At 67.5% G+C, this 24,956-nt stretch carries 25 protein-coding genes; 8 read left to right on the forward strand and 17 right to left on the reverse strand.

Translation table 11 applies throughout. The features are described from left to right. Positions 1-3: 3 nt before the first annotated feature. From pnp to rimP, 10 genes are all read right to left on the reverse strand, one after another. The gene (gene pnp / locus KY501_RS21550) at positions 4-2,175 is read right to left on the reverse strand and encodes a polyribonucleotide nucleotidyltransferase (RefSeq protein ID WP_224365114.1); all 2,172 of its coding nucleotides are present in this window, start codon (positions 2,173-2,175) and stop codon (positions 4-6) included. Between the two features lie 383 nt (positions 2,176-2,558). Beyond that, positions 2,559-2,828, reverse strand: a complete 270-nt coding sequence (rpsO, locus tag KY501_RS21555) for a 30S ribosomal protein S15 (RefSeq protein WP_224245426.1) — start codon at positions 2,826-2,828, stop codon at positions 2,559-2,561. A 125-nt stretch (positions 2,829-2,953) separates the two neighbouring features. Then, positions 2,954-3,283, reverse strand: a complete 330-nt coding sequence (locus tag KY501_RS21560; RefSeq protein ID WP_224365115.1) for a hypothetical protein — start codon at positions 3,281-3,283, stop codon at positions 2,954-2,956. Between the two features lie 11 nt (positions 3,284-3,294). Then, a complete protein-coding gene (gene truB, locus KY501_RS21565) occupies positions 3,295-4,167 on the reverse strand; it encodes a tRNA pseudouridine(55) synthase TruB (protein WP_224365116.1) in 873 nt (290 codons plus the stop codon). 39 nt (positions 4,168-4,206) lie between these two features. Beyond that, entirely contained in the window at positions 4,207-4,566 is a 360-nt protein-coding gene (gene rbfA / locus KY501_RS21570; RefSeq protein ID WP_224365117.1) for a 30S ribosome-binding factor RbfA, read from the reverse strand. Then, on the reverse strand, positions 4,563-5,150 hold the full coding sequence (locus tag KY501_RS21575; RefSeq protein ID WP_224365118.1) for a DUF503 domain-containing protein: 588 nt from the start codon (positions 5,148-5,150) through the stop codon (positions 4,563-4,565). The genes rbfA and KY501_RS21575 overlap by 4 nt, the downstream gene beginning before the upstream one ends. Positions 5,151-5,229: 79 nt before the next feature. Beyond that, positions 5,230-8,406, reverse strand: coding sequence for a translation initiation factor IF-2 (infB, locus tag KY501_RS21580; protein WP_224365119.1), 3,177 nt, complete (start codon positions 8,404-8,406; stop codon positions 5,230-5,232). A 101-nt stretch (positions 8,407-8,507) separates the two neighbouring features. Continuing rightward, a complete protein-coding gene (locus KY501_RS21585; RefSeq protein ID WP_224365120.1) occupies positions 8,508-8,816 on the reverse strand; it encodes a YlxR family protein in 309 nt (102 codons plus the stop codon). A 20-nt stretch (positions 8,817-8,836) separates the two neighbouring features. Further along, complete coding sequence (nusA, locus tag KY501_RS21590; RefSeq protein ID WP_224365121.1) at positions 8,837-10,534, reverse strand: transcription termination factor NusA; 1,698 nt, start codon at positions 10,532-10,534, stop codon at positions 8,837-8,839. A gap of 60 nt (positions 10,535-10,594) precedes the next feature. After that, positions 10,595-11,080 (reverse strand): ribosome maturation factor RimP, encoded by a 486-nt coding sequence (rimP, locus tag KY501_RS21595; protein WP_224365122.1) that lies wholly within the window; start codon positions 11,078-11,080, stop codon positions 10,595-10,597. Between the two features lie 211 nt (positions 11,081-11,291). On the opposite strand from rimP, the gene KY501_RS21600 reads away from it, so the two are divergent. The 6 genes from KY501_RS21600 to KY501_RS21625 all read left to right on the forward strand — a co-directional run bounded on the left by KY501_RS21600 (position 11,292) and on the right by KY501_RS21625 (position 17,547). After that, the gene (locus KY501_RS21600; protein ID WP_224365123.1) at positions 11,292-12,098 is read left to right on the forward strand and encodes a carbon-nitrogen hydrolase family protein; all 807 of its coding nucleotides are present in this window, start codon (positions 11,292-11,294) and stop codon (positions 12,096-12,098) included. Positions 12,099-12,172: 74 nt separating this feature from the next. Then, positions 12,173-12,640: a FecR domain-containing protein gene (locus KY501_RS21605; protein WP_224365124.1), complete on the forward strand. Its 468-nt coding sequence runs from the start codon at positions 12,173-12,175 to the stop codon at positions 12,638-12,640. Then, entirely contained in the window at positions 12,637-13,530 is an 894-nt protein-coding gene (locus KY501_RS21610; protein WP_224365125.1) for a LysM peptidoglycan-binding domain-containing protein, read from the forward strand. The genes KY501_RS21605 and KY501_RS21610 overlap by 4 nt, the downstream gene beginning before the upstream one ends. 18 nt (positions 13,531-13,548) lie before the next feature. Further along, positions 13,549-15,258: an HD domain-containing phosphohydrolase gene (locus tag KY501_RS21615; RefSeq protein WP_224365126.1), complete on the forward strand. Its 1,710-nt coding sequence runs from the start codon at positions 13,549-13,551 to the stop codon at positions 15,256-15,258. Between the two features lie 77 nt (positions 15,259-15,335). Beyond that, positions 15,336-15,674 carry a DUF971 domain-containing protein gene (locus KY501_RS21620; protein ID WP_224365127.1) on the forward strand — a complete coding sequence of 113 codons (339 nt, stop codon included), beginning with the start codon at positions 15,336-15,338 and terminating at the stop codon, positions 15,672-15,674. A 19-nt stretch (positions 15,675-15,693) separates the two neighbouring features. Continuing rightward, positions 15,694-17,547: a serine/threonine protein kinase gene (locus KY501_RS21625; RefSeq protein ID WP_224365128.1), complete on the forward strand. Its 1,854-nt coding sequence runs from the start codon at positions 15,694-15,696 to the stop codon at positions 17,545-17,547. 6 nt (positions 17,548-17,553) lie between these two features. Here KY501_RS21625 and KY501_RS21630 read toward each other — a convergent pair whose 3' ends face one another. The 5 genes from KY501_RS21630 to KY501_RS21650 form a co-directional block, all read right to left on the reverse strand. Next, positions 17,554-18,066 carry a ClpXP protease specificity-enhancing factor SspB gene (locus KY501_RS21630; RefSeq protein ID WP_224365129.1) on the reverse strand — a complete coding sequence of 171 codons (513 nt, stop codon included), beginning with the start codon at positions 18,064-18,066 and terminating at the stop codon, positions 17,554-17,556. A gap of 27 nt (positions 18,067-18,093) precedes the next feature. Further along, entirely contained in the window at positions 18,094-18,579 is a 486-nt protein-coding gene (gene smpB / locus KY501_RS21635) for an SsrA-binding protein SmpB (RefSeq protein ID WP_224365130.1), read from the reverse strand. 11 nt (positions 18,580-18,590) lie between these two features. Next, positions 18,591-19,445: a pantoate--beta-alanine ligase gene (panC, locus tag KY501_RS21640; RefSeq protein WP_224365131.1), complete on the reverse strand. Its 855-nt coding sequence runs from the start codon at positions 19,443-19,445 to the stop codon at positions 18,591-18,593. A 5-nt stretch (positions 19,446-19,450) separates the two neighbouring features. Next, positions 19,451-20,359: a 3-methyl-2-oxobutanoate hydroxymethyltransferase gene (gene panB, locus KY501_RS21645; protein ID WP_224365132.1), complete on the reverse strand. Its 909-nt coding sequence runs from the start codon at positions 20,357-20,359 to the stop codon at positions 19,451-19,453. Between the two features lie 151 nt (positions 20,360-20,510). Continuing rightward, on the reverse strand, positions 20,511-21,158 hold the full coding sequence (locus tag KY501_RS21650) for a deoxynucleoside kinase (RefSeq protein WP_224365133.1): 648 nt from the start codon (positions 21,156-21,158) through the stop codon (positions 20,511-20,513). A gap of 112 nt (positions 21,159-21,270) precedes the next feature. Here KY501_RS21650 and KY501_RS21655 point away from each other — a divergent pair, with 112 nt between their 5' ends. Further along, complete coding sequence (locus KY501_RS21655; RefSeq protein WP_224365134.1) at positions 21,271-21,549, forward strand: hypothetical protein; 279 nt, start codon at positions 21,271-21,273, stop codon at positions 21,547-21,549. 129 nt (positions 21,550-21,678) lie between these two features. Continuing rightward, a complete protein-coding gene (locus KY501_RS21660) occupies positions 21,679-22,584 on the forward strand; it encodes an NAD(P)/FAD-dependent oxidoreductase (protein ID WP_224365135.1) in 906 nt (301 codons plus the stop codon). A gap of 93 nt (positions 22,585-22,677) precedes the next feature. On the opposite strand, the gene KY501_RS21665 is transcribed toward KY501_RS21660, so the two are convergent. After that, entirely contained in the window at positions 22,678-23,496 is an 819-nt protein-coding gene (locus KY501_RS21665; protein ID WP_224365136.1) for an AraC family transcriptional regulator, read from the reverse strand. A 109-nt stretch (positions 23,497-23,605) separates the two neighbouring features. Beyond that, a complete protein-coding gene (fabF, locus tag KY501_RS21670) occupies positions 23,606-24,847 on the reverse strand; it encodes a beta-ketoacyl-ACP synthase II (RefSeq protein ID WP_224365137.1) in 1,242 nt (413 codons plus the stop codon). Positions 24,848-24,956: the final 109 nt, after the last annotated feature.

A 24,956-nucleotide genomic window follows, 5' to 3' on the forward strand; every position in this document is an offset into this window, starting at 1 on the left:
GGCTCAGGCCTTCGCGTTCGGCTGCGTGGGCGCGGGAGCCGCGTCACCGGCGGCCGGAGGCGTGGCGGCCTGCTGCTGAGCGGCGGCGCGCTCGGCCATGGCCTCCTTGCGAGACAGGCGGATCTTGCCCGTCTTGTCGATGCTGACGACCTTCACCAGCACCTCATCGCCCTCCTTCAGCACGTCCGACACGCTCTTCACGCGCTTGTCGGACAGCTCGGAAATGTGGATGAGGCCGTCGGTGCCCGGGAACAGCTCCACGAAGGCGCCGAACTCGGCGATCTTCCGCACCGTGCCCGTGTAGATCTTCCCGATCTCCGCCTCGCGGGTGAGCGCCTGGATCATCGCGATGGCGGCCTTCACCGAGTCCGAGTTGGCGCTGGCGATGTCCACGCGGCCCGAGTCCTCGATGTTAATCGAGGCACCCGTGCGGGCGATGATGTCCTTGATGACCTTGCCGCCCGGCCCGATGACGTTCTTGATGTACTCGGGACGAATCTGGATGGTGGTGATGCGCGGGGCGTACTGGCTGATCTCCTTGCGCGCCTCGGGCATGGCCTTGAGCATCTCGCCCAGGATGTGGATGCGGCCCTGACGCGCCTGCTCCAGCGCGCGGCTCATGATCTCCGTGGTGAGACCGGTGATCTTGATGTCCATCTGGATGGAGGTGATGCCCTTGGTGGTGCCGCACACCTTGAAGTCCATGTCGCCCAGGTGGTCCTCGTCACCGAGGATGTCCGAGAGGATGGCGATCTTCTCGCCCTCCTTCACCAGGCCCATGGCGATGCCGGCCACCGGCGCCTTGATGGGCACGCCCGCGTCCATCAGCGACAGCGTGCCGCCGCACACCGAGGCCATGGACGAGGAACCGTTGGACTCGAGGATGTCCGACACGATGCGGATGGTGTACGGGAAGTTCTCGGCCTTGGGCGCCATGTTGCGCAGGGCGCGCTCGGCCAGGGCGCCGTGACCCACCTCGCGACGGCCGGGGCCGCGCAGGGGCTTGGTCTCGTTCACGCTGAACGGCGGGAAGTTGTAGTGCAGCATGAAGCGCTTAAAGGCCATGCCGCCCAGCAGCTCCAGCCGCTGCTCGTCCTCGCTGGTGCCCAGCGTGGTGACGACCAGGGCCTGCGTCTCGCCGCGGGTGAACAGCGCGCTGCCGTGGGTGCGCGGGAGCACGCCCACCTCGCAGGTGATCTTGCGGACCTCATCGTGCCCGCGGCCACCGATGCGGCCTCCGTCCACGGTGATCTGCCGCATGTGCTCGTACTTCAGGTCCTCCACCACCGACTTGGCGTGCTTCTCCACGGTGGGGGTGTAGGCCTCGCCCAGCTGCTCCTTGAGCTTGGTGATGGCCTCCTTCTTGGCCTTGCTGAGCGAGTCGTAGCGGGACGCCTTCTCCTTGATGGTGTAGCCCTTGACGATGCCGTCCCAGGCCAGCTCGCGGACCTTGGCCTTGAGCGCCTCGTCCACGGTGGGCAGCTTCTCGTAGGAGCGCACCTGCTTGTTCAGCTCGCGGCGCAGCTCGTCCTGGATGTCCAGGGCAGGCTGGACGGCCTGCTTGCCGAACTCGAGCGCGGCCACCATGTCCGCCTCGGAGACCTCCTCGGCGCCACCCTCGACCATGACGATGGCCTCGCGGCTCACCGCCATGACCAGGTCGATGTCGCTCTGCTCGCGCTGCTTGTGCGTGGGGTTGGCCACGAACTTGCCGTCCACGCGGCCCACACGGATGCCGGCGATGGGGCCGTTGAACGGGATGTCGGAGACCCACAGCGCCGCGGAGGCGCCGGTGATTCCGTGGATGTCACCCTCATTCTCCGGATCCGCGGAGATGACGCTGGCGATGACCTGCGTCTCGTACGCGTAGCCCTCCGGGAACAGCGGGCGAGCGGAGCGGTCCACGAGACGGCTGGCCAGCGTCTCCTTCTCCGTGAGACGGCCCTCGCGCTTGAAGTAGCTGCCGGGGATGCGGCCGGCCGAATACAGCTTCTCCTGGTACTCCACCGTGAGCGGGAGGAAGTCGACGTCCTTCTTCTCCTTCGCGCTCACCGCGGTGACGAGCAGCATCGTGTCGCCGTAGCGCACGACGACGGCGCCATCGGCCTGCTTGGCCATCCGGCCCACCTCGATGCTCAGCTCACTGTCACCAATCTTGACGGTCTTCTTCAGCATGTCCTTGCCTTTGCTTCTCGGAAGGCCCGTGCCGTGCACGTCCCGCGTCGCCTGTGGCGAAGAGCGGTTCGCGCCCCGGTGGGCCCCGGGTGTTGAGCGGTCGCCAGGCCTAGGGACAGGCGGAATCGGGCAACCGCGGTCTGACTGCACATTGGGGCGCCTGGGAGCGCCGGAGAGGGATCCTGCGGAATTTTGATCCCTGATCGCGAAGGCCGACCTCGAAATCCCAGTCAGCCTCTCCGAACGGAAACCAAAACTTCCGCGAGCACCCTACCCTTGCTCCTTCCTCGCCCCTCCTCACTTCACTTCCAACAAACGTCCAAACGACGACACAACAAACGCGAGGGGCGCTGGTGGATGCCAGCGCCCCAGGTGCTACGGGCCTACTTGCGGATACCGAGGCCCTCGATGAGCTTGCGGTAGCGAGCGGTGTCCTTGGTCTTGAGGTAGTCCAGGAGCCGGCGGCGCTGACCGACCAGCTTCAGAAGGCCCCGCCGCGAGTGGTGGTCCTTCTTGTGGGTCTTGAAGTGCTCGGTGAGCATGTTGATGCGCTCGGACAGCAGCGCCACCTGCACCTCGGGGGACCCGGTGTCCGTCTCATGGGTCCGGAACTTCGTGACCAGCTCAGACTTGCGTTCCTGATGAAGCGACATCGTTCTCTCTTTTTGAATACCCCGCTCCGGTGGAACAACAAGGCGCCGCGGTCCGCGGAGGGGTACAGACCGGGCCTTTTCCTACTAACAGGCGGGGGGCTTATAAGCTTCACCTGCGCACACGGTCAACCTTCCAGGTCCGGCTGGTTGCTCGGTGTAGGACGGGACAGGGCGAAGACGAAGATCTTGTGTCCAGCAGCAAGCCCTCCACGGCCCTGGACCCCCTCCTGGGCCTCGGCCCCGCCATCCAGAACCAGGTGCATGTAGCGGCCGCCAGGGGTGCCCCGGTCCCCGGCCATGAAGCTCCGGGTCCTCGGATAGAGGCGGAGCAGGGTCTCCACCACATCGCCGAGGTCCGCCTCCGCGGGCAGGCCCAGACTGAGGACGGAGCGTCCCTCGAAGGCATTGCGGAGCGGTGGAGCCACCACCACGGTGATATCGAGCGCCCGAGCCAAGGGTCTCCTATCTATCCAGCGAGCACGCGCAGGTAGCTCAGCCGGCCCTTCACCACCTCGGCGACGGCCAGCAGGGCCCCGTCCGGCCCGAGCACGCGGATGCGGCCCGGCATGGGGAGGGCCTCCAGGGGCACGCCGTGGGTGACCCGGGCGGCCTCTGCAGCGCTCACGCGCAGGGAGGGCAGGTGGGCCAGCGCCTCGGAGAGGGACAGGAGCTTGCGAGCCACCGCCGTCCGGTCCTGAGCCAGTGTCGGCAGCTCCGCCAGGGGCAGCGCCTGAGCCAGCGTGAAGGGCCCGCTCACGGTACGACGCAGTGCTTCCAGATGGGCCCCACAGCCGAGCGCCCGGCCGATGTCATAAGCCAGTGTGCGGACGAAGAAGCCCTTGGAGCAGCGCACCGAGAGCTTCAGCTGGTTGGAGGAGAAGTCGCGCAGTATGAGCTCGTAGACAGTCACCTGGCGGCTCGCCCGCTCGACCTCCTCACCGGCCCGAGCCAGTTCGTACAGGCGCTTCCCGGCCACCTTCACCGCCGAGTACATGGGCGGCACCTGCTCGAAGGTGCCCCGGAAGGGCGCGAGCAGCGTCTCCAGCAGGGTGGCCGTCAGGGGCGGCACGGGCGCCTCCGCCGTCACCTTGCCCTGGGCGTCCTGGGTGTCCGTCTCCACGCCCAGCCGGATGGTGGCGTCGTAGGCCTTGTCACTCTCGGTGATGAGGCCGGCCACCTTGGTGGCCTCGCCCAGGCAGATCGGCAGCACTCCCGTCGCCATGGGGTCGAGGGTTCCGGTGTGCCCTGCCTTCTTCACCTTGAGCAGTGCGCGCACCTGCCGCACCACGTCGAAGGAAGTAGGGCCCGAGGGTTTATCGATGACGAGGACGCCGTCCATGGCCGACTCAACTTACATCATGGATGCCGCGCAGCGCGCTTACCAGCCTTCCTTCTCGCGAACCTCGCGCAGCAGGCGGTCGATCTTGTCGCCCTCTCCCACGGACTCATCGAAGGAGAAGAAGATCTCGGGGGATACGCGCAGGTTGACGGCGGAGGTGACTTCCCGGCGCACGTAGCCCTTGGCGGCATCCAGGCCCTTCTGGGTCTCCTGACGCTCCTTGTCAGTGCCCAGCATGGAATAGAAGACGCGGGCTACGCGCAGATCCGGGGAGACCTTGACGCCGGTGATGGTGATGTAGCCGATGCGCGGATCCCTCAGCTCACCGCGAGCGAGGATCTGTCCGATGGCGGCCTGGATCTCCTGGCCGACGCGCTCGGGTCGAGAATGCGTGCTCATTTCTTCTCCCAATCCCGGGGGTTGCGCAGGTTGCGCGCGCGCGCCCGGGCTTCATCCAGCGTCAACGGGCCTCCGCCCGAGGGCGCGGGCTTGCCAACGCTCTCCTTGCCCTCGTGCCGCCGTTCCCAATCCGCCATCCCCTCGGCCTCCGCCAGAGAGCGCTCCGCCCGGTTCAAGCTGGCAATCAGCTCATCGGGGCTCAAGCCCTCCTCGTCCCCGTCCAACTCCTCGTCCTCATGCTGCCCCTTGTGGGAGCGAGAGGAGGCAGGCGCCACCTCATGGGCGAAGAGCTTGTCGCCGAAGGCGAGAATCTCCTTCTCCCGGGTCAGCAGCGGTGCGACGTACATCTCCTCCACGAAGTGGATGATCTTCTCCATCTGCTCATCCACATGGGCCCGCTCGTTGCCCACGACGGCCAGGGCGATGGTGGCCTTCTGCCAGAGGTCCTGATCCTCCACCTCCGCGACGGCGACGTTGAAGCGAGCCTTCACCCGCTCGGTCACCCGGCGGAGGACCTGGCGCTTGGCCTTGAGCGAGCCGCTCTCGTGAATCTGCAGGGTGAGGCGTGCGACACAAACGAACATGGGAAACCCTCTGCCCGGCGGCGGCGCATGGGCCGGCCGCCGGGGCCAACGGTGAACAGCTCCGAAGGCGAGCAGAGGCTTAAGTCAGGCTCTGCCGAGTCTCCTCGATCTCATAGGCCTCGATGATGTCGCCGGCCTTGAGATCGTTGTAGTTCTCGATGCCGATACCGCACTCGAAGCCCTGCGCCACTTCCTTGACGTCGTCCTTGAACCGCTTGAGCGACGCCATCTTCCCGGCGAAGAGCTGCTTGTTCTCGCGCATGAGGCGCACGAAGGCGCCACGCTTGATGACACCGTCCAGCACCGCGGCGCCGGCGATGGTACCGAGCTTCGGCACGTTGAACGTGTTGCGGACCTCGGCGCGCCCCAGCTTGCGCTCGGTGCGGATGGGCTCCAGCAGCTCCTCCATGGCCGTACGGACACCATCGATGAGCTCGTAGATGATGCTGTAGGTCTGCAGCGTCACCTGCTGAGCCTTGGCCGCGGACTCCGCGCCGGACTCGGGCTTCACGTTGAAGCCCACCACCAGACCCTTGGAGGCGGCCGCACGCATGACGTCCGACTCGGTGATGGCGCCCACGCCGGTGTCGATGATCTCCACCCGCACCTTCGGGCCGGACAGCTTGGTCAGGGCCTGCTTGACGGCCTCGGCCGAGCCCTGCACGTCCGCCTTGATGACGACGCGCAGCTCCTTGGGACCGCCGCCCGCCTTGGTCTTGGCGAAGAGCTGATCCAGCGTCTCGCGGCTGACCTTGCTGAGCTCGACCTGGCGCTCCTTCATGGCGCGGTGGTCGCCAATCTGCTTGGCCGCCTTCTCGTCCGCCACCACGTTGATGGCGTCACCCGCGGTGGGCACACCGGACAGGCCGATGACCTCCGCGCAGTAGCCGGGGAGCACTTCCTTCACCTGCTCGCCACGGCTGTTGTTCATGGCGCGAACGCGGCCGTAGTGCGTACCGGTGACGATGGCGTCACCCAGCCGCAGCGTGCCCTCCTGCACCAGGACGGTGGCCACGGGGCCACGGCCGCGGTCCAGCTTGGCCTCGATGATGGCGCCCACCGCCGGACGCTTCGGGTTGGACGTCAGCTCGAGCACCTCCGCCTGGAGGACGACGTTCTCGAGCAGCAGGTCCAGGCCCATCTTCTGCTTGGCGGACACGGGCACCATGATGGTGTCGCCGCCCCACTCCTCGGGGACGAGCTCGTGGTTGGCCAGGTCCTTCTTCACGCGGTCCGGGTTGGCGCCCGGCACGTCCATCTTGTTGATGGCGACGACGATGGGCACCTCGGCGGCCTTGGCGTGCTTGATGGCCTCGATCGTCTGAGGCATCACGCCGTCATCCGCGGCAACCACCAGGATGACGATGTCCGTCACGTTGGCGCCACGGGCGCGCATGGACGTGAAGGCCTCGTGGCCCGGCGTATCGAGGAACGTGATGTCCCCGCGCGCCGTGGTGACGCTGTACGCGCCGATGTGCTGGGTGATGCCGCCGGCCTCGCCCGAGGCCACGCTGGCGCTGCGGATGGCGTCCAGCAAGCTCGTCTTGCCGTGGTCGACGTGGCCCATGACGGTGACGACAGGCGGGCGAGGACGCTCGTCCTCGGGCTTCGCCTCCACCTCGGGCAGGTAGTCTTCGACTTCGAAGCCCACCCGGTCCACCTTCCAGCCGTAGTCGGTGGCGATGAGCTCGGCGGTGTCCGCGTCGACGAGCTGGTTGGCCGTGGCCATCTTCCCCAGGCCCATCAGCTTCTTGATGATGTCCGCGGTGCGCACACCCATGCGCTGGCCCAGGTCGGACACGCTGATGCCCTCCTGGAGCTTGATGACCTTCTTCTCCTCGGCCATCTGGGTGATCTGCGTCTTGGCGCCCTTCTTCGTGGGCTTCTTCTTCTTGCCACGGATGGGGATGTTGACGCGGCCCCAGACGAAGTCCGAGAGCTCCTGCTTGGAGACGGCCGTCTCAGCGGCTCCGCCCCTCTTGCGCGGCGCCTTGTCCTTGTTCTTGGAGACGTCGACCAGCTCGCGGCCGCGCCCGGCGTGATCCGGGACGACCTTGAACTCGCGAACCTCGCCGATGGCCTTCTTGCCCGGCGCCATCGGGTACTGCTTCTGCTGGGTGGTGGTCGGCGTGACGCGACGCACCTGGATCAGCGGGCGCGAGATGACGACGGCCTGAGTCGCCGTGGGGCGAAGCTGGCGTGAGTCCTGCTGCGTCGGAGCGTGAGGCACGCCGCCGACCATGGTGACGTTCTGCCCCGGCTGGGCCGAGGCCTGAGCCTGAGACCCCGCGGCCGGAGAGGTGGGACGCACAGGCCCCTGCCCCGGGCCACCGGGACGGCCACCGTGTCCACCCGGACCACCGGGACGGCCACCGTGTCCACCCGGACCACCGGGACGGCCACCGTGCCCACCCGGGCCACCCGGACGGCCACCAGGGCCCATGGGACGGCCACCCTGCTGCCCTCCCGGACGACCCGACATGCCCGCGCCCTGCGGGGGACGAGAGATGACAGTGGCCTGGGTGCCGGGCGACCGGACCGTTGGCGGAACCGGCGTACGGGGCGGATGGGAGGGCAAGGAGGACCTCTCCTGAGTGGGGAAGCGCTGCGGAGGAGTAGACACCGGCTGCGGAGCAGTTGGAGGAGCCGCAGGAGTCTCGGGCCGTGCGGCAACGGCCGGAGGAGCCGGCGGAGCAGCGGCGATGGGCTGCTCGGGCTGAGCAGCGGCCTTCGGAGCCTCAGCGGTGGCAGAGGGCTGCTCGGGCTGAGCAGCGGCCCTCGGAGCCTCGGCGGTGGCAGAGGGCTGCTCGGGCTGAGCAGCGGCCCTCGGAGCCTCGGCGGTGGCAGAGGGCTGCTCGGGCTGAGCAGCGGCCCTCGGAGCCTCAGGAGCCGACTCGGGCTGCTCGGGCTGAGCGGCGGCCCTCGGAGCCTCAGGGACCGACTCGGGCTGCTGCGAAGCGGCCTCGGGTACCTGCTGCGCCTCCTGCGTCCCATCGGACGACGGGCCCGAGGGCGGCCCGACCTTGCGGCGCACCACGAAGCCCTTGGCCGTCACCGGCGGCGCGGCCTGCTTCGGCTTGCGCTTGTCCAGGATCTTCTGGACCGCGGCCGTTGCCTGATCGTCATCGAGCGAAGACGAATGGCTCTTGACGTCGTAACCGAGAGCCGCGAGCTCGGTGACGACCTCTTTGTTGTCGAGCTCAATGCCGTGGCCCTTGAGCTCTTTCGCGATTTCGTGAACGCGCTTCTTCGACATACGTTGCTTGGCCTTCTGCTCCGCCTACTTCCGAGGGCGCAGCACCCTAATCCAAAAATGTCCGCGAATGGTCCTTAACACCCACTCCCCCACCCCACCGCTCAAGGGCCCGAGCCAGACTCCCATGCCTGCTCGAGCTTCGACGGGTCAACCTTGCCCGCCTTGCCACGAAAGGCTCGCCCGAAGGCCTTCCGTTTGAGCGCCGCCGTCAGACACCCGGCACCGCAGAGGTAGGCGCCTCGTCCGGGCAGCCTCCTCGCTCTGTCCACCACCACCTCACCCCCTGGGTCCAGAGCGACCCGCGTCAGCTCCCCCTGTGCCCGTCGGGCACCACAGCCGACACAGCTGCGAACGGGGCCCTCGGGGACAGGGCCCTCCTGCTGCGAACCGGAACGGGATTTCGGGCGCATCCCCCCTCCGGCTCCCTAGCTTACGGCGACTTGGTGACTTCCGCGCTCCCTGTCGCGGAAGGAGGCGGCATGCCGCGCTCGGCATTGAGCTCGGCGCGGAGCTTGGCCTCCTCGACCAGATAATTCTCGGCCGCGCTCTTGAGCTGGCGGGCCTTCTTGATACCGACGCCTGGGACGTCTCCGAGTTTCTGCAAGTCCTTCTCGTTGGCGATGTCCTCCACGGCCTTGTAGCCGGTGGACATGAGGGCTTCGATGGTCTTCTCTCCGAGGCCCCGTACGCGAGCCATGCGCTCGGCCTGACTCAGCTCGTCCGGGTGGCGGCGGGCCTCGGCGATGCGGGCCTGCTCGCGCTCGTGGTCCATGCGGGACAGCTCGGCGGCGTCATCCACCATCTGCTTGCGGGCCGCCTCCTGCATCGCGGGGATGCGCGAGGGGTCCAGGCCCGGAATCTGGGCGAGCACCTCGGGGCTGGCCTCGGCGACGTCCTTCGCCTGGCGGAAGCCGTGGGCGTAGAGCGTCTCGATGAGCATCTCGTTGACGCCCGGCAGCGCCCCGAGCGAGCGGTTGGCGAACTCGCGCATCTCGCGCACGCGGCTCTCGCTGTTGATGTCCAGCTTCCAGCCGGTGAGCTGGGCGGCGAGGCGGACGTTCTGCCCGCGGCGGCCGATGGCCAGCGAGAGCTGGTCGTCCGGGACGATCAGCTCCATGGCGTGGTTGGCCTCGTCGATGATGACGCGGCTGACCTCGGCGGGGGCCAGGGCGGCGCATACGAAGCGGGCCGGATCCTCGTCGTAGGGGACGATGTCGATCTTCTCGCCGCGCAGCTCCTGCACCACCGCCTGCACGCGGCTGCCCTTCATGCCCACGCACGCGCCCACCGGATCCACGTCCGCGTCCCGGCTGCTGACGGCGATCTTCGCCCGGCCGCCCGGCTCACGGGCCGCCGCCTCGATGACGACGATGCCCTCGGCGATCTCGGGTACCTCCATCTCGAACAGCTTGGTCAGCAGGTTCACCGAGGCGCGGCTCAGGACGATCTGAGGCCCCTTGGACTCGCGCAGCACGTCCAGAACGTACGCCTGCACGCGGTCACCCGGGCGATACGTCTCGCGGGGTACCTGCTCGCGCACCGGCAGCACCGCCTCGGCGCGGCCCAGGTCCACGATGATGTTGCCGCGCTCGAACCGGCGGGCAATGCCCGTGACGATCTCGTTCTTGCGGTCCTTGTACTCGTTGAAGACGTTCTCGCGCTCCGCATCGCGGGTGCGCTGCAGAATCACTTGCTTGGCCGTCTGGGCGGCGATGCGGCCGAACCCGCGGCGGAACGTCTTCAGCCGGAGGATGTCTCCGTACTGATCGTCCTGGGCCTTGGCCTCGGCGGCGTCCTCGTCGCGGTAGAAGATCTGGAACACCAGCTCGTCGCCGGCCTCCACTTCCATGCCCTTGCGGCGGGCCTCGGCCATGAGGATCTGGTTCACCGCCTGCACGGGGTCGGTGATCTCGTCGACGACGACGATGGCCTGGAACAGCTCCACCACGCCCTTCTCCGGGTCATACTTCGCCTCGAGGTTGCGGTCCTGGCCGAAGTGCTTCTTGGCCGCGGTCTTCATCGCGTCCTCGAGGGTCGCGATCAGCACACCCCGCTCGATGCCCTTGTCCTTGGCCACCTGGTCGAGGACGAGGTTCAGATTGATGTTGGGGTTGGCTTGAGTAGGCATGGTCTTCTCCAAAGGGGTCCACGGGCCCGCCGCTCGAGGGCGCACCCTGTATGTCGACGACTAGAACTCGAACTCCAGATTGGCCTTGGCGATGTCCTTGAAGGGGATGCGGAAGTTGCCCGCTCCCTCCACCTCGACCGCAATCTCCTCGCCAGCCACCTCGGTGAGCGTGCCGGAGAAGTTCTTGCGCGGCGGGTCGCCGATGGGACCGAAGGTCTTCACCTTGATCTTCTGTCCCTTCACCCGCTCATAATGGGCTCGCTTCTTCAGCGGCCGATTGACCCCGGGGCTGGAGACCTCGAGGTTGTACTCGTGGGGGATGAAGTCCTCCACGTCCAGCGCCGGATCCACCGCGCGAGATACCTGGCTGCACTCGTCCAGGCCCACCCGGCCTCCCGGCTTGTCGATGAAGAGGCGGAGCACCCAACCTTCCCGCTCGCGGACGAACTCGAGGTCGACGAGCTCGAGACTCTCACCCGCAACGATGGGCTCGAGCAGGCTCATCGCCTTCTCCTCCACCGTCTGCTTGAAGTTGCTTTCCGCCATACGAACGAAACCTGGACTCCAAAAAAAGAAAAGCGGGCACTGGAGGCCCACTTTTCGAGGAACGACCTTCGAAAAATGTCGGGCGGGTCCCCTAGCACACGGCCAGACGGGGTGTAAAGGATGACGCACCCGGCCCAGCAGTGAAACAGGGTAGGCAAGGACAATGATTCCCGAGAGTTCCACGCCCCGGGCAACACGTTATAACCCCCCCATGCACCTCATCGCTGCCGCCCAGATGGTGTCCACCGCGGATAAGGCCCACAACCTGGATGCCGCCACCCGGCTCGTCCGCCAAGCCGCCGGGCTGGGCGCCCGCCTGGTAGGGCTCCCCGAGAACTTCGCGTGGATGGGCTCCGAGCCCGAGCGCCCCAGCGCCGCCGAGCCCCTGGACGGCCCCACGCTCTCCCGCATGGCCCAGCTGGCGCGCGAGCTGCGCATCACCCTGCTGGCAGGCTCCATTCTGGAGACCGGCGCGCCAGGCAACCGCCTCTACAACACCAGCGTCCTCTTCGGCCCCCAGGGCGAGCGCCTGGCCGTCTACCGGAAGATGCACCTGTTCGACGTGGATGTGGGCGACGGTGCGACCTACCAGGAGTCCGCGGCGGTGGCACCCGGCACGGAGGTGGTGGCCGCCGACACGGAGCTGGGCCGGCTGGGGCTCTCGGTCTGCTACGACCTGCGCTTCCCCGAGCTGTACCGGCGCCTCTCCAAGGATGGAGCCACGCTGCTGGCCGTGCCCGCTGCCTTCACCCTCATGACGGGCAAGGACCATTGGGAAGTCCTGCTGCGAGCCCGGGCCATCGAAAACCAGTGCTACCTGTTCGCCCCGGCCCAAGGTGGTCGCCACTCCGACAAGCGCATCACCTATGGACACGCGATGGTGGTTGATCCATGGGGACTCGTCACCGCGCGGGCCTCGGAAGGTGAGGGACTGGCCATCGCACCGGTGGATCCGGAGCTGCTGGCCCGGATCCGCCGCAACCTGCCGTGCCTCCAGCACCGTCGCCTGATGGACTAGCAGGCCAGCCTGGACAGCCCCCCCGTGCGAGCGGGAAGGCTTCCCAGCTAGACTGCGGCTCCTGGAAACCGCTCGTGAACGGACGCTGGTCCTACATGCTCCTCGCCCTCGCGCTCCCGGCCATGCCCATCGGCTGCTCCGCCGATGAGAAGCCGTCTGCGCCGCCTCCGGCTCCGGCCCGTGCGCCAGAGCCCCGCGCCCAACTCAAGGAGGTGCGCGGGGACGTAAAGCTCAAGCGCGCCACCGGTGACGAGTGGCTGCCGGCACGCGAGGGGCTGTCGCTCTTCGAGAACGACAAGGTGCGCACCGCCGCGGGAGCCAGCGCACGCGTCCTGTTCCCCAATGGCAGCCTGGTGAACCTGGGCGAGGACGCGCTGATCGGCATCGCCGAGACGCACTCGCGGCCCGGCCAGGAGCGCACGGACCTCACGGTGCTCAAGGGGCAGGTGGACGCGGCCCTGGAGACACCTTCCACCCAGTCCCTGTCCGTCTCCACGCCCGCCGCGACCGTCCGGGCCGGAAGGGAGATCGTGTTCCGATGAGAAGTGCCCTCTTCCTCCTTGTCTGGCTGACCACCACTCCCGCCGAGCGCGAGGTGGTGGTGAAGGAGCGCGAGTCCCTGGCGCAGATCGCCGAGCGCACGCTCGGAGACCCCAAGGGCGCCAGCGAGCTGAAGGCCCTCAATGGGCTGACCTCTGACGCGGTGCCAGCAGGCACCACGCTGAAACTTCCCGCCGAGGCGGACCGCAGCCGGGCCATGAGCGCGCTGGCGGCGGCTCGCAACGCGGTGGCCCAGGCGGACCGGAACGCGGCTCGGCGCGAGGAGGCCTCCGCCAAGCTCAAGGAAGCCGAGGCCCACTTCCAGTCCGCCGACTACGTCTCCGCCGCCAAGACCGCGGACAGCGCCTGGGCCCTGCTCTCTCCGGGCGCGGGACAGCCCTCCAGCTTCAGCGTGAAGGTGGAAGAAGGCGGCGAGACCACCGTGTCCGTGAAGACGGGCCCACCGGTCCGGGTACGTGCCGAGGACAAGACGCAGCCGGTGAACGCGGGGCAGATGGTGAAGGTGGCCAAGGGCCAGCCCCCTCCGCCCGCCGAGGTGATCCTCGAATCGCCGCAGCCCCGCACTCCCACCGACGGCTCGCGCTTCAAGTTCGTACCGGTGAAGGGCCAACTGGGGCCGGTGACGCTGACGTGGGGCGCCGTCACGGGCGCCAAGGAGTACGAGGTGGAGGTGCTGCCGGCGGAGGGCTCACCGCTGCGCCGTACCCTCAGCGCCACCCAGTGGCAGTTGCCGCTGCTTCCGGCAGGCCGTTATCGATGGACGGTCCGAGCTCTCAGTGTGAACCAGAAGTCCAACGCATCCGCCGAGCATCTCTTCGAGCTCACCGAGGATCGGGTGAAGCTCCAGGTAGGCGAGCCCAACTGGAAGTAGCACCGAGGGACGAGACACGTGCGCCTCTTCAAAGCCATCCTCCTGCTGATGCTGGTCGCCAGCATCATCCCCACGGTGATGGTGGGGTGGCTGTCCGTCTCCCACACCCGTGAGCTGCTCGTCCGAGATGCCCAGGAGCTGGCTCAGGAGCGTGTGAAGCAGCTCCGGCTGAAGCTGGGAGAGCTCCTGTCCGAGCCCACCCAGCCGGTGCTCGCGCTGGCCAACTCCGGCGTCTTCACGAGCCCAGAGGTGGAGCAGCGGGCCCTTCTGGCCTCGGTGCTCACCCAGCGCCGCGAAGTGCTGGCCATCACCCTCTTCTCTCCCCAGAAGGAGCGACTGCCAGGGCTGCAGGCCTTCGCCGTCAACGACATCCCTCCCACCGCCGTGGCCGAGCACGAGGCCCGGGCCCAGGCGCTGCTCGAGGGCCTCACCGAGGTGCACTACTCGGAGGTGGTGCGCCAGGGGCCCCAACAACTGCCCGTGCTGACCATCGCGTTCCCCGTGGGAGATCCAGTCAAGGGCTACATCGCCGCGGACATCTCTCTGGCAGCGATCCAGAAGCTGATCCAGGACGAGCGGCTGGGTTCCAGCGGCTTCTTCTACGTGGCGGATCGCCATGGCCACCTGGTGGCGGGTGGCTCCACGCTGGGTGGAGAGATGGATGTGTCGCGGCGCGGCCCCGTGGCGCACCTGCTCCAGCAGCTGAGCCAGGCGCGCGGCGCGGACGACAACGAGCACTTCCACGTGGGCAACTTCGGCACGGGCAAGGAGGCCGTCGTCGCGGCCTACACGCTCATGCCCCGGCTGGACTGGGCCATCGTCTCCGAGCAGCCCGTGGTGCAGGCCTACCACCAGGTCGAGGCCATGGAGAAGCGCATTGCCCTGGGCCTGGGTGCTGCAATCCTCGTGGCGTGCGTGCTGGCGGCCACCTTCTCGCGCAACCTCACTCGGCCCCTGCGCAACTTCACCGCCAAGGCGCTGGAGCTGGCCAACGGCAAGTTCGGCGCCGAGGTGGAGATCCGTCAGAAGAACGAGCTGGGCGAGCTGGCCCAGACGTTCAACTACATGAGCAAGCAGCTCATGGCCTACGACATGGAGAACCGCCGGCTCTACGAGAGCCTGGAGCAGGGCTACCTGGAGACCATCGTCGCCCTGGCCAACTCCATCGACTCCAAGGACGCGTACACCCGCGGCCACAGCCAGCGCGTGGGAGACGTGGCGGTGGAGATCGGCCGCGAGATGAAGCTGCCCGAGGCCCAGCTCAAGCAGCTTCAGTACGGCGGCATCCTCCACGACATCGGGAAGATCGGCATCGTCGAGTCCATCCTCTGCAAGCAGTCACGGCTGACGGACGCGGAGATGGCCATCATGCGCGAGCACCCCGCCATCGGGGACTCGATCATCGGGCCGGTGAGCTTCCTGTCGGGAGTGCGCTCCTGCGTGCGCAGCCACCACGAGCGCTGGGACGGCACCGGCTACCCGGACAAGATCAAGGGAGAGGAGATCCCCTTGCTGGCCCGCATCGTCGCCTGTGCCGACACCTTCGACGCGTGCACCTCTACCCGGCCCTACCAGAAGGCAATGCCCCTGGAGCAGGCCATGCAGATCCTCGACAAGCTCAGCGGCGCCCAGTTGGATCCGGACGTCGTGAAGGCGCTGCGAGGAGTGCTCCAGAAGAAGGGCCTGCGCCTGGAGGGCCACCGGCAGCCCGTGAAGCTGGCCTCGTGACGTGACACCTCCTCCCATGTGCCCCGGGTGAATGGTAAGCACCGGGCAGCGCTGTTCTGCCTTCGGAAGGTGAAACGTTGAGCTTCTGGGATCGCATCAAACCCGCCCCCAAGCCCGTCACGGCCACGGATGTCCAAATGGCTCCGGACGGCTCGCAGCTGACGCTGGCGTGGGACGATGGGACACGCACCCATGCCACCGCGCAGGTGCTGCGCCAGCAGTGTCCCTGCGCTGCCTGCGTGGACGAGTGGACGAACCGCCGCACGCTGGACCCGGCCCGCGTGCCGACAGACCTGCGCATCCAAGCCCTCCAGCCCGTGGGCAACTACGCGCTCACACTCACCTTCAGTGACGGCCACGGCACCGGCATCTATCCTTGGCCCCTCCTGCGCGACATCACCCAGCCCCAGGGCTGAGGACACCGGGAGAACTGCCGTGAACGAACGCTATCGGCTCGTGCGGCCCCTGGCCTCGGGAGGCATGGCGGAGCTCTATCTGGGCATCGCCCGCGGCGCCGAGGGCTTCGAGAAGCCTGTCGCCATCAAGCGCATCCTCCCGTACCTCGCCAAGGACGAAGCCATCGCGCGCATGTTCGTCTCCGAGGCGCGGCTGGCCACACACCTGCACCACCAGAACATCGTCACCGTGTATGACGTGGGCACCGACGCCACCGGCCTGTTCCTCGTCATGGAGTTGGTGAATGGGTGGGATCTCGGGGTGCTGGTGCGCCGCGCGAAGAAGCAGGGCACGCGCTTCCCCCCTCACCTGGTGGCCTTCATCGGCGCCCAGTCGCTCGCCGGGCTCACGCACGCGTACCGGCGCACGCACAACGGCCAGCCGGTGCTCAGCGCCCACCGCGACATCTCCCCGTCCAACATCCTCATCTCGCGCGAGGGCGAGGTGAAGATCACCGACTTCGGCATCGCCAAGCTGGTGGGCGTCTCCCACGGCACCCAGCCCGGCGTCTTCAAGGGCAAGCCCTCCTACGCCGCGCCCGAGGTCATCACCGGCGGCGCTGCCACCTCCGCCAGCGATCAGTTCTCCCTGGGCATCGTCCTCTACGAGTTGCTCACCGGCCTGCACCCCTTCAGCGACTCGACGGAGGCGATCATCGTCGCCATGGCCATCGCGGGCGGCACGCCTCCACCGCTCACCGGTGTGCCCGAGCCGCTGGCCGAGATCGTCATGCGCGCGCTCCAGAAGCAGCCCGAGGCGCGCTTTCCCCAGCCCGAGGACATGGCCGAGGCGCTCGCGCGCTACCTCGCCCGGGCAGGTGAACCCGCCACATCCCACTCGTTGGCCGCGTTCCTCGCAGGGCTGAGCTTGCCGCCCACGCTGCTCGAGCAATCCGAGGGCGCGGCAGTCCGAGCTCCTCTCACGGGTGCTCCACTGGCCTCCCAGCCACCTTCCGGGGTCGCCACCAAGGTCATGTCTCCCGGACGTGGCGTGGCGCTGGCCTCTCAGTCCGCGCCCTCCGAGCCCGGCTGGATCTCGCCGCTCGCCGCCGAGCAGCCCGCTCTCACGGGCCATCCCTACGAACGGTCCGCCGAGTGGGTCATGCCCGTGGACAGCTCCGCGTTGAGCGTAAGCGGGCGACTCGTTCCTCCTGCTCCCTCGGAGGAACTGGCCAGCACCCAGGTCCGTGCGCGCGAGCTGTCTCCCGAAGACCTCCAGACGGCCGCGCCGCAGATGTCCTCCGAGGACGCTCCACTCGAGCTCAAGACGCCAGCCCCGCGAACCTACCGCTGCGTCCGCTGCGAGGCGCCCCTCCCCTCCGCTCACTCGCCGTGCGATCGCTGCGCCACGGAGCTGGCGACGCCCGGAGTCAGCACGGTGGTGACTGCTCCCAGCGTGCTGGAGACTCCCGCGGATCAGCTCCAGTGGGAGAACCGGGCGCCTCGCGAGGAGACGCTCTGGGCGCCCAAGCGGCGCTTCCCCTGGGGCCGATGGGCGCTGCGACTGGCCGTGGTGGGCGCACTCGCGGCGGGCGTGTTCTTCGGAAGGCCCTACCTCGGGCGCCTGCTCCCGAGCGCCGAACAGGCGGTGCGCGGCGCGCTGGAGCGGACTCCCTCCAAGCCCCCGCCCCTCATCATCGGCAGCAAACCCTCGGGGGCTCGGGTGACGGTGAATGGGGAGGACAAGGGCACCACGCCCCTGATGATGGACAATGACTACCCCGCGGGCCAGGAGATCTCCTTCGAGGTGACCCTGCGTGGCTACAAGCCGTCGAAGGGCTCCTTCATCGGCAGGGCGCCCGGCCAGTTCGAGGTGGAGCTGCAGAAGCGCTGAGGCGCCTCACTTCACCAGTCGCAGGTGGCCACGACGCGGCGTGGGCGGCTCATCACGGGGGCCCTCGGACTCGCTGCCTTCCGTCTCGGCCGGCACTTCGCGGAGCACCGCACGAGGACGGGCCTCCACGGGCGGAGGCGGCGCCGCGGCCGTCATCTCCTGCGTGGGCACCTTGGTGGTCACCATCGTCTGCTGGAGCAACTCCGGAGGCATGTCATCCGGGTACATCCAGAACAGCTCCTTGGTGACATGGCTGGCGATGGCGAACAGCGCCGACCAGGGCACCGCTACCGTGAAGCGCGTGCCCGAGAAGCTCAGCGTCGAGCGCACCCCCCAGTCACTCACGGAGAGATCCGGAGGATCGAACCGGTACGAGAGGTTCAGCCTCAGGTGAGGCTCGTTGCGCAGGTGCGGCGGGACGAGCACTCCGGGACGCCGGGCGTCCAGGTGGATCATCACCAGGCCCTGCTCCAGGGCCGCCAGCAGCCGCTCCTTCTTGTCGGGACCCTTCTTGTCCATCCTGTCCACTGCGGGGGGGCAGAGCGCTCAGCGGCGTCGCGACTCTCTCTCCATCTCCCGCTTGGTCTCCCGTTCCTTGATGTCCTGTCGCCGGTCCTCGTGGGTCTTGCCCTTGCAGAGCCCCAGCTCCACCTTGGCCTTCCCATTCTTGAAGTACAGCACAAGCGGGATGATGGAATAACCCCGCTCTCGCACCTTCGCTGCCCAGCGGTCGATTTCCGCACGATGCAGCAGCAGCTTACGGCCTCTCAGAGGCTCATGCGTGAACACATTAGCGGGTTTGTAGCTCCCGATGTGGGCATTGAGCAGAAAAAGCTCGCTGCCCTTGGGGAGCGCGTAGGCGTCCGACAGGTTGGCCGTGCCTTCGCGCAGGGCCTTCACCTCGCTGCCCTGGAGCTGGAGGCCAGCCTCCAGCTTCTCATCCACGGTGTAGGCAGCGCGAGCCTTGCGGTTCTCGGCGATGACCTTCACGCCCGTCCCTGCTCCACCTGCCTTCGCCTTGCTGCCCGACATACGCGCGTCCCTTAGCCCCCGATGGGCTGGTTGTCGATGAGCCGGGTGGAGCCACTGAAGGCAGCCACCAGCAAGCGCGCGGGCTGGCCGGGCTGGAGGGTGGGCAGAGGCGTGAGGCGCTCGGCATCCACCAGCTCCACGTAATCCTCCCGGAGATCCGCGGCTCGCAGCTCTCGACGAACCGCTTCCGTGAGCGCTGACGCCTCGGAGGTGCCGGCCCGAGCCAGCGCCTGAGCCGCCCCCAGCCCTCTCGAGAGGGCGAGCGCCCGCTTCCGTTCCTCAGGACTGAGGTAGGCATTGCGAGAGCTCATCGCCAGCCCGTCCGCCTCGCGCACGGTGGGCATGCCGACAATGTCCACGCCCAGGTGCAGATCGCGGTTCATCGCCTTGATGACCTGGAGCTGCTGGTAGTCCTTCTCGCCGAACAGGGCCACGTCGGGACGGAAGAGGCAGAGCAGTTGGGTGACGATGGTGGCCACGCCACGAAAGTGTCCGGGGCGCCGGTCGCCGCACAGGCCCTTGCTAACCTCCGTCACCTCTACATACGTCTGGTAGCCGGGCGGGTACATGGCACCCGCCTCGGGAGCGAAGACGACGTCCACGCCCGCGCTGGCGCACCGGGCCAGGTCTCCCTCGAAGTCCCGGGGGTAACGGCTCAGGTCTTCCTTGGGACCGAACTGGGTGGGGTTGACGAAGATGGAGGTGGCCACCACGTCCGCGCGGTGGCGGCCCTCTCGCATGAGGGACAGGTGCCCCTCATGCAGGAAGCCCATGGTGGGAACCAGCGCGAGCCGGCGCCCTGCCCGACGGAGCTCCGCTCCCCACGCCTTCACCTCTTCCACGGAACGGAGAACGCGAGGAGCCATGGCGCTCAGACCGGGACTCCGTAGACAGGACCGATCTTCTCCGTGCCCTCGGAGGCCTCAGCGGCATCCGGCTCGGGCAGAGCGTTGGAGGCCACCAACCGCAGCGTCTTCGAGTGGAACGAGTGATCGTCGTCCGGGAAGGTGCCGGCGCGAACCTCGGAGAAGAAGGCGCTGGCCGCACCGGTGATGGTGCCGTGGAGGTCCGCGAAGCGCTTGACGAACTTGGGCTTGAAGTGCGGGTTCATCCCCAGGAGGTCGTAACAGACGAGCACCTGCCCATCGCAATCAACTCCCGCGCCGATGCCGATGGTGGGGATGCTCAGGCGATGGGTGATCTGCCGCGCGAGCTCGTTGGGTACCCCCTCGAGCACCAGCGCGTAGCAGCCGGCCCGCTCCAGCGCGAGCGCGTCGTGAAGGATCTTCCGAGCGGCCTGCTCGTCCTTGCCCTGCACCACATAGCCGCCCATCTTGTGCACGGACTGAGGGGTGAGCCCCAGGTGCCCCATGACGGGAATGCTCGCGCGGGTGATGGCGGCCACGGTGTCGGCGAACTCGGCGCCGCCCTCGAGCTTCACGCTGCCCACTCCGCCCTCGGCCACGAGCCGCCCGGCGTTGCGCACCGCAGCCTCGACCGACGTCTGGTAGCTCATGAAGGGCATATCGCCCACCACGTGAGCCCGGCGGGCTCCCCGGCTGACGGCCGTGCAGTGGTAGATCATCTGGTCCATCGTCACAGGGAGCGTGGAGTCATGCCCTTGGACGACCATGCCCAGCGAGTCGCCTACCAGGAGGACATCCGCTCCGGACTCATCGAGGATCCGGGCGAAGGTGGCGTCATAAGCCGTGACCATGCAGATCTTCTGGGCGGCCTGCTTCAAGCGCTTCAGCGTGTGGATGGTGACCTTGTCCTTCACGGTTCACCTCCTCATGTGGTGATGGGGGGTACTGGGTGCTGCGGTGTCCACCTCTCGCCGTCCCAGGGGATCGACGGAGGTCTGCCCGTACTCTAACGCCCTCTCTCGTTCTGTGGGGAACTTGTAGGGCGAGCAAGCGAGCGCCCGGGCGTCAAGCCCGCCTGCCAGACTGTGGAGTGTAATGGTGGGTGCCGCCCTGGCTCGCCTTCTGGATGGCCGCCATCAGCCCCTCGCGGTCCGCCTCATTGTTCACGAAGTCGATGTCCGAGGTGTTCACCACCAGCAGCGGTGTCTCGGTGTAGTGGGCGAAGAAGTCGTTGTAGGCGTGCACCAGCTCCTCGAGGTAGGCGGCGTCGAACTTGCGCTCGAACTCGCGCGCCCGCTTCTTGATGCGGTGCAGCAAGACGTCCAGCCGGGCCTGGAGATAGATGACGAGGTCCGGCTTCGTCACCCGAGGTCCCAGCGCCTCGAACACCCGGTCGTAGAGCGCCAGCTCGTGCGAGTCCAGCGTCAGGCACGCGAAGATGCGGTCCTTGGCGAACAGGTAGTCACTGACGGTGACGGAGCTGAAGAGGTCCTGCTGGAAGAGTTCCTGCTGCTGACGGAAGCGCGAGAGCAGGAAGAAGATCTGCGTCTGGAACGCGTATTTGTGCCGGTCCGTGTAGAAGCTGGAGAGGAATGGGTTCTCCTCCACCACCTCCAGGATCCGGCGCGCACTGAAGCGCTCGGCCAGGAGGTTGGAGAGGCTCGTCTTGCCCACGCCTATGGGCCCCTCGACGACGATGTACCGGTAGTCCATCCGCGCAGGCGGATAGCACAGATTCCTGGCGTGTGCCTGCTTGACGGTCCGGGGGGCGTTTCCGTACGGTCCGCCCGCCGAGCCAACACACGGGCGTGGGGTGCGCAGGGAGATGAGCGGAAGGCAGCGCGCGAAGACGGTGGTGAAGCTGGAGGAGCGCAAACAGGCCGCTCGCCCCAAGGCGCCGGCCTCCCCTCCCGTGGAGCCCGATCCCCTCTATGGAGTGGTGCTGCTCAAGACGGCGCTGGAGCTCAAGCGCCGCCAGGACGGCAGCCCCGAGGAGATCCTCCGTGGCGTGCTGGCGCGCATGCGCATCCCCGAGCATGAGTTCCGCGCGTTCCTGGAGCAGCGGGGAGATCTGCTCAAGGCGCTCGGGATGCAGGAGAAGTAGCTCGCTCTCGCACTTCTCCGCTTCGACCGAAAAATCCGCCGACGTCGACGAAAGACCCGCGCTACCGGCGGGCTGCTCCCGGGCGCTACTTCAGGGACGACTCTGAAGACAGCCCTGGAGAACAAGCTCATGCCTCATGACGTCGTCATCGTAGGAGGAGGACCCGCCGGTCTCTCGGCGGCGCTGATGCTCGGTCGCGCGCGGAAGAACGCGCTCTTGTGTGACTCGGGCCCGCCTCGCAATGCCGCGGCCGAGCACATGCACAGCTTCGTCACTCGCGATGGCATTCCTCCCTCGGAATTCCGCAGGATCGCCCGCGAACAGCTCCAACCCTATGCCTCCGTGGAAGTCCGGGACACGCGGATCGAGGCCATCGAACGGCAGGGCAAGCTCTTCGCGGTTCGCCTGGCTTCCAGCACGGTGCTGACCCGGCGCGTGCTCCTTTGCACCGGGATGGTGGATGAGGTTCCCCACACGCCGGGCTATCGCGACCTCTGGGGCAAGAGCATCTTCATGTGCCCGTATTGTCATGGCTATGAAGTGCGCGATCATGCGTTCGGATATGTGGCGACCTCGGCGCAATGGCTCGACTTCGCCCTCTTCCTCAAGGGCTGGTCGAAGGATGTCATCGCCTTCACCGATGGCTCGTTCCCGGTGCCCGCCGAGGCTCGGGAGAAGTTCGAGCGTGCCGGCGTGCGCATCGAGGAGCGCCGAGTCATCGGTCTTCGCTCGGACGGCAGAGGACTCGCTGCCGTGCAATTCGAGGGTGGCGACGAAGTCGCGCGTGAGATCCTCTTCGTCCGCCCGCCCCAGCACCAGACAGCACTCGTGGCATCCCTCGGGCTCGCCCTCGATGAACAGGGGTTCGTTCGCATCGACGCACAGCACCACACCTCCGTGAGCGGCATCCATGCGGCCGGAGATCTGACGACTCCCATGCAAGGCGCCCTGTTCGCCGCGAACGCGGGCTCGATCGCGGCAGCCATGCTCAACCACGAACTCACGATGGAGCTCGTCACGGAAGGCGTCCTCTGAGTCCTCTGCCGAGGAGGAGCCCTCTCCGGGAGCGGTTCGCGCCAACCTGTCCACCAGTCCTACAGGTTTGGCCCCAACCCGCCCGGCACGGGCTCAGCGCGCCTGCGGTGTGGCCATGTGGCGATGGTTCGCCCGCCAGGCCGCAGGGGTTGCGCCATGGATGCGCCGGAAGATCCTGATGAAGTGGGTCGCATCGGCATAGCCCACCCGGTCCGCGATCACGTCGACCAGCTCATCCGAGTGCAGCAGCCGACGACGGGCCTCGCTCATGCGGCCCGCAATGATCCACTCCTGCACCGAGCGCCCCGTGGCTCGACGCACCGCCGTGGTCAGATGGGCGGGAGAACGGTGAACCCCCGCAGCCACATCCCGGAGCGAGATGCCCTCCAGACAGCGGCGCTCGATGAAGCGAAGCGCATTCGAGACGACGTCATCGACCGCCAGAGTCTGCTCGCCGCGAGAGGCCGCGGATGAAACCTCGGAGAGGATCAGGGAGATCAGACTCCTCTGGATGATACGCGTGCCATCGCGGGGCTTCTCGAGCTCTTGATGCAGTTCGCGAAAGAGGCTCTCGAAGAACGCCCGGCGATTCTCGGCAATCGTCACGACCGTGGAAGCCCCCGAACGGACTCGATCGAAAGGCTCCAGGAGGCTCGCGTCCCCGTCGGCCACAAAGCACACAGGACAGAAACCGAGCCCCCAGCCCTCCACCTTCTCCATGCCCATCATGCGGTGAGGTGAGCCCGCCGGAACCAGCACGACATCGCCGGCCCGGACACTCCATTGGCTGTCGAACTCGATGGTCGCGCTCCCCGCTGTATAGAAGCTGACCCCCATGGAGTCGTGGGTCACCGCGTCATCGAGCCGCCGCTGCTCCATGTCCCCGTGCTCGAGGTCCCCGTGCTTGATCACGAAGACAGACCTCCCGCGCGCCTGGGTGTTGTCGGACCGGACTCGCTGGCGTCGGGCGCTCACGCCCGAGGTCTACATCGCCCGGCGCGGCGAGACCAGGGCGCTCGGCTCACCTCGGGCGTTGGAATACCAGCGTCACGTTCGTCCCACCAAAGCCGAACGAGTTGCTCATCACCGCGTCCACCCGCTGCTCACGCGCGACGTTGGGAATGCAGTCGAGCGTGATGCGCGGATCCTGGCGCTGGAGGTTGATCGTAGGCGGGAGAATGCCTCGCTGGAGCGCCAGCACGCTGATGACGGCCTCGGCCGCCCCCGCCGCGCCGTTCATGTGCCCCGTCATGGACTTGGTGGAAGAGACCGCCACCTTCCGGGCCGACTCGCCGAAGACCTTGGCGATGCCCTCCGTCTCCAGCACATCCCCCACGTCCGTGGAGGTGCCGTGGGCGTTGATGTACCCGATGTCCGAAGGCTTCAGCCCCGCATCCGCCAACGCCTGCCGCATGCTGCGCTGGGCCCCCTCATGCTCCGGCGCGGGCGTCGTCACGTGGTACGCATCCGAGCTCGCTCCATACCCCGTCAGCTCCGCGTACACCTTCGCGCCACGGTCCCGGGCGTGCTCCCACGTCTCCAGCACCAGCATGCCGGAGCCCTCCGCGACGACGAAGCCATCTCGATCCACGTCGAAGGGCCGGCTCGCCTGCTGAGGCGCATCATTCCGCGTGGACAGCGCCTTCATCGCGGCGAAGCCTCCCACGCCCAGCACAGTGATGGGGGCCTCCGCGCCGCCCACCACCGCCGCGTCGAACTCTCCGCGCTGGATGCCTCGCATGGCTTCCCCGATGGCATGAGCGCTCGTGGAACACGCCGAGTTGGTGGACCAGCTCGGGCCCTTGAGGCCGTGGCGCATGGAGATGTAGCCCGGCGCCATGTTGATGATCATCTGAAGGATGAAGAACGGGCTGATGCGATCCGCCCCCTTCTCCAGGACCCGGCGGTAGGTCTCCTCCAGGCTGCCGATGCCGCCAATCCCCGAGCCGACGATGACCGCCACTCGCTCGGCGTTCTGGGGAGTAATGGTCAGCCCCGAGTCCTTCATGGCCATGTCCGCGGCCCCCACCGCGAATTGAGCGAACCGATCCATCCGCCGCAGCTCGCGCCGATCGATGAAGTCCTCGGGGCGGAAGTCCTTCACCTCCGCTGCGATGCGGCAGTCCAGCCCGCTGGCATCAAAGAGCGTGATGGGCCCCACCCCGCTCTCCCCCCGGACGAGCGCCGCCCAGCTCTTCTCCACTCCCGTGCCACAAGGGCTGATGAGCCCCAGCCCTGTCACCACCACGCGCCGCTTCTCCATCTGATCGCTCTCCTCTCGGGCAGGCGGGCACTGAGCGCTCCCTCAGGGTGCACGGCCCTCCTCGGGCCCAGCCCATGCCTTGAATGAGTCTTTATATTATGGTCATCAT

The sequence above is a fragment of the Hyalangium versicolor genome, assembly GCF_020103695.1.
Lineage (GTDB): Bacteria > Myxococcota > Myxococcia > Myxococcales > Myxococcaceae > Hyalangium > Hyalangium versicolor.